Source organism: Motiliproteus sediminis (assembly GCF_017912535.1).
GTDB lineage: Bacteria > Pseudomonadota > Gammaproteobacteria > Pseudomonadales > Balneatricaceae > Motiliproteus > Motiliproteus sediminis.
The window spans coordinates 1-10,925 of the sequence record NZ_JAERQK010000017.1 but is presented as its reverse complement, the minus strand read 5'-3'; the positions used below and the strand labels follow the sequence as shown (position 1 = coordinate 10,925).

Sequence of the window (10,925 nt, the reverse complement as noted above, 5' to 3'; positions counted from 1 at the left end):
GGTACCCAGCTTCAGGATCGGCATCAGTTTCAGGCCCAGTTGCAGGAACAGGCCAACGCCGAGAATCAGGACCAGCATCATCGGTCCCCAGACGATACCGTTGATACTGCTGATGATATCGGTAAGTACTTGCATGGGGGTAACCCTCCGGTTTTTATTGTTGTAGTGGATTCGGGCGCATTGTCCGAACGAAACAGAGAGGGGGTTCCGATCGGACCAAAGTTTGATATGGAAGTTACTTTATGAGCAGAAGTTTCCAATCGGAAACAACGTATCTAAATCGGGAGTATGTTGCAAGCCCTGCCGTTGAAGAAACTTGTACTGGCACCCCGAGTGATGGTCCGGGGATGACGGTGGTTAAAAAAAAGAACCCCGCCGTGGCGGGGTTCTCTGTTCAGACGGCGCCCGAGCAGGCGCTGTTGTCAATGGTTGAGGATCTGGCTGAGGAACAGCTGGGTTCGCTCTGACTGCGGGTTGTGGAAGAACTCCTCGGGTTCGTTCTCTTCGATGATCTGGCCACCATCCATGAAAATCACACGATTGGCTACGGTCTTGGCGAAGCCCATTTCATGGGTTACACAGAGCATCGTCATCCCTTCCTGAGCCAGCTCGATCATAACGTCGAGTACTTCCTTGATCATCTCCGGATCCAGCGCGGACGTAGGTTCGTCAAACAGCATAACCTCAGGGTTCATACACAGGCTGCGGGCTATCGCCACACGCTGCTGCTGGCCACCGGAAAGCTGCCCCGGATACTTGTGGGCTTGCTCTGGAATCTTCACTCGCTCAAGGTATTTCATCGCCGTGGCTTCGGCTTCTTTACGCGGTGTTTTGCGCACCCAGATCGGTGCCAGACAGCAGTTTTCAAGAATGGTCAGGTGCGGAAACAGGTTGAAGTGCTGGAATACCATGCCCACTTCCCGACGGATGAACTCGATGTTCTTGAGGTCGTTGTTGAGCTCTGTACCCGCTACCAGAATTTGTCCGTCCTGATGCTCTTCAAGCCTGTTCAGGCAGCGAATCATAGTGGACTTGCCCGAACCGGATGGGCCACAGATAACGATCCGCTCGCCTTTTCGTACGGTCAGGTTAATATCCTTCAGTACGTGGAACTCCCCGTACCACTTGTTAACGCCTTTTAATTCGATCATCACCTCATCTGAGATGGCGATGTCGTTGCTGGTCTGTTCTGACATAACAAACTCCTAGAAATCTGGTCGGTTAGCGTGCGCCGTGGCCGGTATGCAGCTTGCGTTCGAGGTGTTGGCTGTAACGGGACATGCCGAAGCAAAAGACCCAGAAAGCGAAGGCGACAAATACGTAGCCCTCGACCGAGTAACCCAGCCACTTGGGATCCGCCAGTGCTGCCTGAACGATGGCCAGCAGGTCAAACAGGCCGATGATCAGTACCAGGCTGGTGTCCTTGAACAGGGCGATAAAGGTGTTCACGATCCCCGGGATCATGATCTTCAGAGCCTGCGGCAGGATGATCAGCCCCATCTTTTTCCAGTAGCTGAGCCCAAGTGCGTCTGCGGCCTCATACTGCCCTTTGGGAATCGCCTGCAGGCCCCCGCGGATTACTTCCGCCATGTAGGCCGATTGGAACAGAGTGATACCGATCAGTGCGCGCAGCAGTTTGTCGAACTCGATTTCGGCCGACACGAACAGCGGTAGCATCACCGACGCCATGAACAGCACGGTAATCAGTGGTACGCCGCGCCAGACTTCGATGAACACGGTGCAGAAGCTCTTGACCACCGGCATGTGTGATCGACGCCCAAGTGCCAGCAGGATGCCGAAGGGGAGTGATGCCACAATACCAACGCAGGCCAGTACCAGCGTCAGCATCAGGCCGCCCCACTTGTGGGTTTCGACGTGTTCAAGGCCGAAGCTGCCGCCCACCAGCAGGAAGTAGGCGATGACGGGGAAAATGATCAGGGTGAACGCGGCGATCCAGCCCTTCTTCGGAGTCTTTTCCCACACCAGTGCACCGATCAGTATCACCAGCATCAGATACAGGGTGTTTACCCGCCAGTGCTCGCTTTCCGGATAGAAACCGTAGAGGAACTGGTCGAGGCGGGCGGTGATGAACACCCAGCAGGCCCCCCCGCTGGTGCAGGCGTCACGGCTGTCGCCCAGCCAGTCGGCATCGATAAACGCCCACTGAATTGCCGGTACCAGCGTTACATAAAGCACGTACAGGGTGACCAGCGTCAGCAGGGTGTAGAACGGGGTTGAGAACAGGTTGGTTCTAAGCCAGCCGACCACGCCCGTGGTACTGGCTGGTGGTGGCAGATCCGGTAGTTTTTGGTCGTTTACGATCATCTTATCTCTCCACCAGCGCCATGCGTTTGTTGTACCAGTTCATCAGAGTCGATACCGACAAGCTGATTAGCAGGTAGACCGCCATCGTCATGAAGATGATCTCGATCGCCTGACCGGTCTGGTTGAGGGTGGTGCCCATAAACACTGAAACCAGGTCGGGGTAGCCGATGGCTGTTGCCAGCGATGAGTTCTTGGCCAGATTGAGGTACTGGCTGGTCAGCGGTGGAATGATGACCCGCATCGCCTGCGGAATAACCACCAGGCGCAGGGTTTTGCCTTTCGGTAAGCCTAGCGCGCTGGCTGCTTCGGTTTGGCCTTTGTTGACAGCTTCGATGCCGGAGCGGACGATCTCGGCGATAAACGCGCCGGTATAGATCGACAGGGCGAACAGCAAGGCCAGCAGCTCTGGGATGATGGTCATTCCGCCGCGGAAGTTGAAGCCCTGGAGTGCCGGATAGTCGAGGCTCATCGGCATGCCGGCAACAAGGAACGCCAGCAGTGGTAAGCCAAACAGTATCGCCAGTGAGGTCCAGAGAACCGGAAAGCGCTGGCCGGTCGCGTCCTGACGTTTCTTGTTCCAGCGGGTTAGTACAATGACTGCAGCAATGGCGATGCCGATCGCTATGGTTACCAAGCCGAAACCGCTTTCGAACACCGGTGATGGCAGATACAGTCCGCGCACGTTCAAAAAGGCGCTACCGAATTCGATACTTTGCCGGGGGGCGGGAAGCGCACGCAGTACCGCGAAGTACCAGAAGAAAATCTGCAGCAACAACGGGATGTTGCGGAATATCTCGATGTAGGCAGCGGCCACTTTGCCTATCAGCCAGTTGTTGGAAAGTCGCGCGACCCCCATGACAAAGCCGATCAGCGTTGCCAGGATGATACCCAGTGCCGATACCAGCAGGGTGTTGAGCAGACCAACCACAAAGGTGGTGCCGAAGGTGTGGGTGGAGTCGTACTCAACCAGCGACAGCAGGATGTCGAACCCGGAGGTTTGGCCGAGAAAGGCGAAGCCGGTGGTGATACCGCGCTGCTCGAGATTGGTGAGCGCGTTATTGACCAGGTATCCGATGAAACCCACGACGGTAAGAACCATCAGTACCTGGAACAACAGTGCCCGCTTGTCGGGATCGTTCCAGAACTTGGGTTTCGAGGAGGGTGCCACGCCTGGTTTCAGGTCAGAGGGCATGGGAAAGTCTCCGCAAAAGCATTGGGGGTAACAGGGAGTCTAGTGTAGAAACGCCCGACGGGAGGTCCCGTCGGGCGTGGCGCAGTGTTTAGCGCATGGGCGGTGCGTAGAGGAAGCCGCCTTTGTTCCACAGGGCGTTGACGCCCCGGGAGATCTTCAGAGGAGAGCCTTCACCGACGTTACGCTCGAACACTTCGCCGTAGCTGCCCACCTGCTTGACGATCTGGTAGGCCCAGTCATCCGGCAGTTCCAGTCCTTGACCCTTCGGGCCTTCCAGACCGACGAAACGGCGGATGTTGGGGTTGCTGCTGTCTTTCATGCTGTCGATATTGCCGGAGGTAACACCCAGTTCTTCGCCGGTGATCATCGCGTTCAGCGACCACTTGACGATGTTGAACCAGAGGTCGTCGCCCTGGCGGACTACCGGGCCCAGCGGCTCCTTGGAGATAACTTCCGGCAGTACCATGGCGCTGCCCGGGTCAGCCAGCTTGATGCGCAGCGCATAGAGCTGTGACTGGTCAGAGGTGAGCACGTCGCAACGACCGGCTTCAAAACCTTTTACGGTCTGGTCCGAGGTATCGAAGACCACCGGCGTGAAGCTCATCTTGTGCTCGCGGAAGTAATCGGACAGGTTCAGCTCGGTGGTGGTACCGGACTGGATACAAACAGCGGCACCGTCCAGTTCCAGCGCGCTCTTGACGCCCAGATTCTTGGACACCATGAAGCCCTGGCCGTCATAGTAGTTGACGCCAGCGAAGTTCAGGCCCAGCTGGGTATCTCGGGTTTGGGTCCAGGTGGTATTGCGCGACAGTACGTCGATTTCGCCAGACTGCAGCGCGGTAAAGCGCTCTTTGGCGGTCAGCGGGATGTACTTGACCTTGGAGGCATCGCCCAGCACGGCAGCGGCAACGGCGCGGCAGACATCAACATCCATGCCTTGCCAGTTACCTTTGTCGTCGGGGTTGGAGAATCCAGGCAGGCCGGTGCTGACACCACACTGCACAAACCCTTTGCTCTTGACCGAGTCGAGAGTTTCCGAAGCTTGAGCACCAGCGGAAACACCGAGGGCGAGGGCTGAAGCAGCTGCTACAGAAGCGATTTTTTTCATAATTTTTCCTTCTTTGCTAGATAAGCTGCCTACTAAGAGGCAGAACTACAGTTAATTCTTTTCGTTAATCGCAGTTCTTCGTGAGCAAACTCTGTGCCAGAGTGTTCGATATCCTCAACACTGAGGATAAATCTGACACAAAAACGCCACCGGCGCGGCCGAGGCGCTTCTTTGGTTATAGAGCATTGCTTCGACTAAAGATTGAAGCAGAAGGATGGTAGGGCCAACAATATCGCTAGTTGGCGGTATCTGGTGCTTGATTGTGCTTAATGAGCATCAACTGGCATCAGTTGCGAGGTGATTAATGTCATTGGGTCGAGAGGGCGAGAGGGAGCGGGCGAGCCGTGATGGTGCGGCCGCCCTCCGGTGGTGCGCAATGTCTCTCTAATTGGAGGTCACCCAGAGGACTTCGGCGTCCTCTTCGCTGATAGATACCAGTGCGTGGCCCATGGTGCCGTCGTAGTAAGTGCTGTCGCCGGTATCCAGATCGACCGGCTCGTAAAACTCGGTGTAGAAGCGCACCTTGCCCTTGAGCACCAGCATGAACTCTTCGCCGGCGTGGCGCACCCAGCCCGGATACTGGTCAAAATCGCGGGCTCTCACCGTCGACTTATAGGGCAGCATTTTTTTGTTAGTTAACTGGTTGGCGAGGATTTCATGCTCATACGTCGGCGTTGGGTGGGGGCGCCCTTCACCGAAGCGGGTGACGTCGCGGCGGCCGGAAGTGCGTGCATCCTGCGGATTGACGAAAAGCTGCGGGATGTCGATGTTGAGCCCGGTCGCCAGCTTTTGCACCGCTTGAAAGGTGGGTGAGATCTGTTCGTTTTCGATCTTGGAGAGTGTTGAGCGGGCAAGACCGGTGCGGCGGCTTGCCTCTTCAAGCGTGAGGTTGTTCGCCAGGCGAATCTCGCGAACCCGCTTTCCCAGCTGCAGTGGCGCTACGTTGGCTTCAGTAGACTTCTGTTCGCGCTCCTTGTCGATCATCGAAGAGAAAGCCGGGGTCTCGTCCGTCATGGTGCGGGCTCCGTGAAAGGTTTCTTGCTAGTCAGTGTGGGGCTAATGATACCCCAACTTCCGTGGATGGAAACGGTCATCGCGCTTTATGTGAAGAAAGACTCTGCGCGGAGAAAAGTTTCCAATAGGAAATATTTGTTGATTGTGTTTCTTGGCGCTGATAGGCTGTTTCGACGTTCAGCGAACTTGTACTTCCTGCACGCTACCTAACGATAAACAACCGTAGTCGCCGAAGCCCGGCCTGGAGTGAGCGATGTCATTAAGTCTTTTCGATCTGTTTAAGGTGGGTGTCGGGCCGTCCAGTTCACATACCGTAGGCCCTATGTGGGCCGGTCACCGTTTTTTGCGTTTTGTGGCGGAAAATGGCGCGCTGGAAGCAATCTGTCGCGTACGGGTGTCGCTGTTCGGTTCTTTGGCGATGACGGGCAAGGGCCATGCTACCGATACCGCCGTATTGCTTGGGTTGTCAGGGGAGGTGCCTGACCAGGTAGATCCCGATGCAATCGCCGATATTGTCGCCGGGATTCGCGCATCCGGCGTGCTCGAACTTGGCGGACAGCACCCTGTCCCCTTTGACGAAGCCCGGGATCTGCTTTTTTTGTTCGGTGAGAGTCTTCCTCAACACCCCAACGGTTTACGCTTTGAAGGTTTTGATAGTGCGGGCTTACGCGTGATTGCGCGTGACTATTTTTCCGTGGGCGGCGGCTTTGTGCTCTGCGAAGGTGAGATCTCCGCTACCAGTAAGGCCGACCTGGTCGATATCCCTTATCCCTTTGAAACCGCCGCTGAGCTCTTGTTGCAGGGGCGCGCAAGTGGTTTGTCTATCGCTGAACTGATGCTTGCCAATGAGGTAGCCATGCGAACGACCGATGAGGTTGAGAGCGGCCTGCGCCGCCTGTGGCAGGTGATGGAAAATTGCATCGAACGAGGTTGCCGCCAAACCGGTGAATTGCCGGGCGGGCTGGGGATCAAGCGCCGGGCGCATAAGTTGCGGCGCGAATTGACTGACAGTCCTGAGGCGGCTCTACGTGACCAGTTGTCGGTGATGGACTGGATCAACCTCTATGCCATGGCGGTGAACGAGGAGAACGCTGCCGGCGGTCGTGTAGTCACGGCGCCTACCAACGGTGCCGCCGGGGTGATTCCCGCTGTGCTGGCCTACTACAGCCGTTTTGTCACCGGCTCCAACGAGCGCGGCATCTTCAATTTCATGCTCACCGCCGCCGCCATCGGCATGTTGTACAAAAAGAACGCCTCTATATCTGCGGCCGAGGTGGGGTGTCAGGGTGAGGTAGGCGTAGCCTGCTCCATGGCGGCTGCCGGTTTGACCGCGGCCCTTGGCGGCAGTAACGAGCAGATCGAGAATGCCGCCGAGATCGGCATGGAGCATAACCTCGGGTTGACCTGTGACCCGATCGACGGGCTGGTGCAGGTGCCCTGTATCGAACGCAATACCATGGGGGCGATCAAGGCCGTAAACGCGGCGCGACTGGCGCTTCGTGGTGATGGCAGCCACCGCGTGCCCCTAGACAGCGTCATCGAAACCATGCGCCAGACCGGCGTTGATATGCAGGAAAAATACAAGGAAACCTCGCAGGGCGGTCTGGCGGTTAACGTCGTCGCGTGTTGAGGCATTCTGATAATCATCATAACTAACTAGAACAAGAGGATGGGTGATGAGCAGTAGTGATCTGTACGGTGGCGACAGGGTTCGCGACGCCTTTTTCTCTGCCGGTTTGGCAGACGTTGACCCGGCTATCATGGCGGCGGTTGACCGGGAGTCGGCGCGTCAGGAGCGCCAGATTGAGCTGATCGCATCGGAGAATATCGTCTCCAAAGCGGTGATGGCGGCCCAGGGTACCCTGTTGACCAATAAGTACGCCGAAGGCTACCCCGGGCGTCGTTATTACGGCGGTTGCGAGTATGTTGATGAAGCGGAGGCGCTGGCGATCGATCGTGCGCGTCAATTGTTCGGTTGCGAGTTCGTCAACGTTCAGCCCCACTCCGGTGCGCAGGCGAACGGCGCCGTAATGCTGGCGCTGCTGCAGCCGGGCGACACAGTGCTGGGGATGTCGCTGGATGCCGGCGGACACCTGACTCACGGTGCCCGCCCGGCGTTGTCCGGTAAATGGTTCAACGCGGTGCAGTACGGTGTTAGCCAAAAAGACTGCCGCATCGATTATGACGCGGTGGAAGCGCTGGCGGTGGAACATCAGCCCAAGTTGATTATCGCCGGCGGTTCGGCGATTCCGCGGCAGATCGATTTTGCCCGTTTCCGCGCCATTGCTGACAAGGTAGGCGCTTACCTGATGGTGGATATGGCCCACATCGCCGGCCTGGTTGCTACCGGTGCGCATCCCAGCCCGCTGCCTCATGCGCACCTGGTGACTACCACCACTCACAAAACCTTGCGCGGCCCCCGTGGCGGCATGATTCTGTCCAATGATCTGGAACTGGGCAAAAAGATAAATTCGGCGGTATTCCCCGGTCTGCAGGGTGGCCCGTTGATGCATGTGATCGCCGCCAAGGCAGTAGCTTTCGGTGAAGCATTAAAGCCGGAGTTCTCGGCCTATATCGATCAGGTGGTGGAGAATGCTCGGGTACTGGCCGAGGTCATGGTCGAGCGCGGTTGCGACATCGTGACCGGTGGTACCGATACCCACCTGATGCTGGTAGACCTGCGTCCGAAGGGGCTTAAAGGCAATCAGGTTGAGGAAAGCCTGGAGCGCGCCGGCATCACCTGCAACAAGAACGGCATCCCGTTCGATCCGGAAAAGCCGATGGTGACCTCCGGTATCCGTCTCGGCACGCCCGCCGGCACCAGTCGTGGTTTCGGTACCGAGGAGTTTCGTCGCGTAGGCCACCTGATCAGCGATGTGCTGGATGGCTTGGCGTCGAGCCCCGAAGACAACAGCGCTGTCGAGGCGAGCGTCCGCTCGGAAGTCGAAGCGCTGTGCCAGCGTTTCCCGCTTTATCGTTAATGTTGATCCACTGACTATCAGGACTATGACTATGAGCACTATTCCCGCCAATCTGCGTTTCGCCAAAAGCCACGAGTGGGTGTTGGATAATGGTGACGGTACCGTCACCGTCGGTATTAGCGATCATGCCCAGGAGTTGCTGGGTGATGTGGTATTCGTTGAGCTGCCGGAGCTGGGCCGTGAAGTGAATGCCGGTGATGATTTCTCTCTGGTTGAGTCGGTCAAAGCGGCCTCCGACGTATACAGCCCGGTCAGCGGCGAAGTGATTGCGGTCAACGATGCGCTGGAAGATGCCCCCGAGCTGCTCAACGAAAGCCCCTACGGCGACGCCTGGATTGCCAAACTGCGCGTCAGCGATGGGGCGGAGATCTCTTCGCTGCTGGATGCCGAGGCTTACCAGGCCGTTATCGCCGAGTAAGTCAACGCCGGGGCCCGCTCACTGTCGGGGCGGATCCCGGTCTTGTTGTCGCTGGGCGAAGCTCTTCGCCCGTCATTCGCTGGTTGAACCGACGTCTTCGTTATTGACGAAGTACGGAGGCGGCTCCGTGCCTGCCGGGCCGGAGGCGCACCTGAATAAGAAAAGGTACGCTTATGAATGCTGCTGCGCTGCCGCGCCTGTCACAACTGCATGCCGACGACTTTACCCGTCGTCATATTGGTCCCGATGCCGCCGAAACTGCGGCGATGCTTTCGCTGCTGGGCGAAGGCTCTCTGGACAGCCTGATCGATAATACCCTGCCGGCTTCGATTCGGCTGCCACAGCCGCTGGCGCTGGCTGCCGGAATGAGCGAGCAGGGCGCATTGGCGTATCTGAAGCAACTCAGTAGTCGCAACCAGGTTAACAAGTCCTATATCGGCGCCGGTTACTACAACTGCGAGGTGCCCAACGTTATTCTGCGTAACGTGCTGGAAAATCCCGGCTGGTACACCGCCTATACCCCCTATCAGCCGGAGATCTCCCAGGGCCGACTGGAGGCGTTGCTGAACTTCCAGCAGATGGTGATGGACCTGACGGGCATGGAGTTGGCCAACGCTTCACTGCTGGATGAAGCTACGGCCGCCGCTGAAGCGATGGCGTTGTGCAAGCGGTCCAATCGCAAGAAGAGCAATCTGTTCCTGGTGGCCGATGACGTTCATCCGCAGACCCTGGATGTGCTTCGTACCCGTGCCGAATACTTCGGGTTCGAGCTGGAAGTGGGCGATCCGGCCGAACTGCTGGAACAGCACGATGGCTTTGGCCTGCTGCTGCAATACCCGGGCAGCAACGGCCAGTTGCGGGACATCGAAGCGTTGATTGCCAAGGCCCACGGATCCAAAACTCTGGTTTCGGTGGGAGCGGATCTGCTCAGTCTGGTGATGTTGAAAGCGCCGGGGGAGATGGGGGCCGATGTGGTATTCGGTTCCGCCCAGCGTTTTGGTGTGCCGATGGGTTTCGGCGGCCCGCACGCGGCGTTCTTTGCCACCCGTGACAGCTACAAGCGCTCGGCACCGGGCCGTATTATCGGGCTGTCGGTGGACAGGCGAGGCCAGCCGGCGCTGCGGATGGCAATGCAAACCCGTGAACAACATATCCGTCGTGAAAAAGCGACGTCTAACATCTGTACCGCGCAGGCGCTGCTGGCCAATATGGCCTCGTTCTATGCGGTCTATCACGGACCGGAGGGAATCAAACGAATCGCCGAACGCACCCATCGTTTGACCACGCTGCTGGCGCTGGGCCTGCGCCAGGGTGGGCTGACGCTGACGCACGATAGCTGGTTCGATACCCTTACTGTGGCGCTGGGTGAGCAACAGCAGGTCGTGCTAGAGCGCTGTTACGCGGCCGGTGTGAACCTGCGGGTCTACAAAGGCGGTGAGGTAGGGATCAGTTTGGATGAGACCACCACCGCCGCGGATGTGAAAGCGTTGTGGCAACTGCTGCTCGGCGAGGAGCAGGCTGCAGCGATCGACTTGGATGTGCTGGATGCGGCCGTGGCCGCGGGTCAGGATGTTGGAATACCAGCCCAATTGCGCCGTACCAGCGCCTTCCTGACCCACCCGGTGTTCAATAGCTACCACTCCGAAACCGAGATGCTGCGCTACATGAAGCGCCTCGAGAACAAGGACTTCAGCCTCGCTCACGGCATGATTCCGCTCGGCTCCTGCACCATGAAGCTTAACGCCACCGCCGAGATGATTCCGGTGACCTGGCCCGAGTTCGCCCATATCCACCCCTTCGCTCCGCGCGAGCAGGTGGGCGGCTACCTGCAGCTGATCGACGAGCTGGAAGCGATGCTGGTGGAGATCACCGGTTACGACAACGTCT

General features: G+C 57.9%; 9 protein-coding genes and 1 pseudogene. 4 read left to right on the top strand and 6 right to left on the bottom strand.

Translation table 11 applies throughout. The features are described from left to right. The 6 genes and pseudogenes from JJQ76_RS18045 to JJQ76_RS17680 form a co-directional block, all read right to left on the bottom strand. A pseudogene (locus tag JJQ76_RS18045) lies at window positions 1-135 on the bottom strand (sodium:alanine symporter family protein); the annotation flags it as partial. A gap of 287 nt (window positions 136-422) precedes the next feature. Beyond that, window positions 423-1,151, bottom strand: coding sequence for an amino acid ABC transporter ATP-binding protein (locus JJQ76_RS17700; RefSeq protein ID WP_210398295.1), 729 nt, complete (start codon window positions 1,149-1,151; stop codon window positions 423-425). Window positions 1,152-1,221: 70 nt separating this feature from the next. Next, window positions 1,222-2,325 (bottom strand): amino acid ABC transporter permease, encoded by a 1,104-nt coding sequence (locus tag JJQ76_RS17695; RefSeq protein ID WP_210398294.1) that lies wholly within the window; start codon window positions 2,323-2,325, stop codon window positions 1,222-1,224. Window position 2,326: 1 nt separating this feature from the next. After that, complete coding sequence (locus tag JJQ76_RS17690; protein WP_210398293.1) at window positions 2,327-3,517, bottom strand: amino acid ABC transporter permease; 1,191 nt, start codon at window positions 3,515-3,517, stop codon at window positions 2,327-2,329. Between the two features lie 88 nt (window positions 3,518-3,605). Continuing rightward, window positions 3,606-4,625, bottom strand: coding sequence for an amino acid ABC transporter substrate-binding protein (locus tag JJQ76_RS17685; RefSeq protein WP_210398292.1), 1,020 nt, complete (start codon window positions 4,623-4,625; stop codon window positions 3,606-3,608). 384 nt (window positions 4,626-5,009) lie between these two features. Beyond that, on the bottom strand, window positions 5,010-5,609 hold the full coding sequence (locus tag JJQ76_RS17680; RefSeq protein WP_246481150.1) for a helix-turn-helix domain-containing protein: 600 nt from the start codon (window positions 5,607-5,609) through the stop codon (window positions 5,010-5,012). 283 nt (window positions 5,610-5,892) lie between these two features. Here JJQ76_RS17680 and JJQ76_RS17675 point away from each other — a divergent pair, with 283 nt between their 5' ends. From JJQ76_RS17675 to JJQ76_RS17660, 4 genes are all read left to right on the top strand, one after another. After that, window positions 5,893-7,269: an L-serine ammonia-lyase gene (locus JJQ76_RS17675; RefSeq protein ID WP_210398290.1), complete on the top strand. Its 1,377-nt coding sequence runs from the start codon at window positions 5,893-5,895 to the stop codon at window positions 7,267-7,269. Window positions 7,270-7,315: 46 nt separating this feature from the next. Next, the gene (glyA, locus tag JJQ76_RS17670; RefSeq protein ID WP_210398289.1) at window positions 7,316-8,620 is read left to right on the top strand and encodes a serine hydroxymethyltransferase; all 1,305 of its coding nucleotides are present in this window, start codon (window positions 7,316-7,318) and stop codon (window positions 8,618-8,620) included. A gap of 31 nt (window positions 8,621-8,651) precedes the next feature. Further along, window positions 8,652-9,038, top strand: coding sequence for a glycine cleavage system protein GcvH (gene gcvH, locus JJQ76_RS17665; protein ID WP_210398288.1), 387 nt, complete (start codon window positions 8,652-8,654; stop codon window positions 9,036-9,038). A 173-nt stretch (window positions 9,039-9,211) separates the two neighbouring features. Then, window positions 9,212-10,925: aminomethyl-transferring glycine dehydrogenase (locus JJQ76_RS17660; RefSeq protein WP_210398287.1), on the top strand; the 1,714-nt coding region annotated here is incomplete at its 3' end.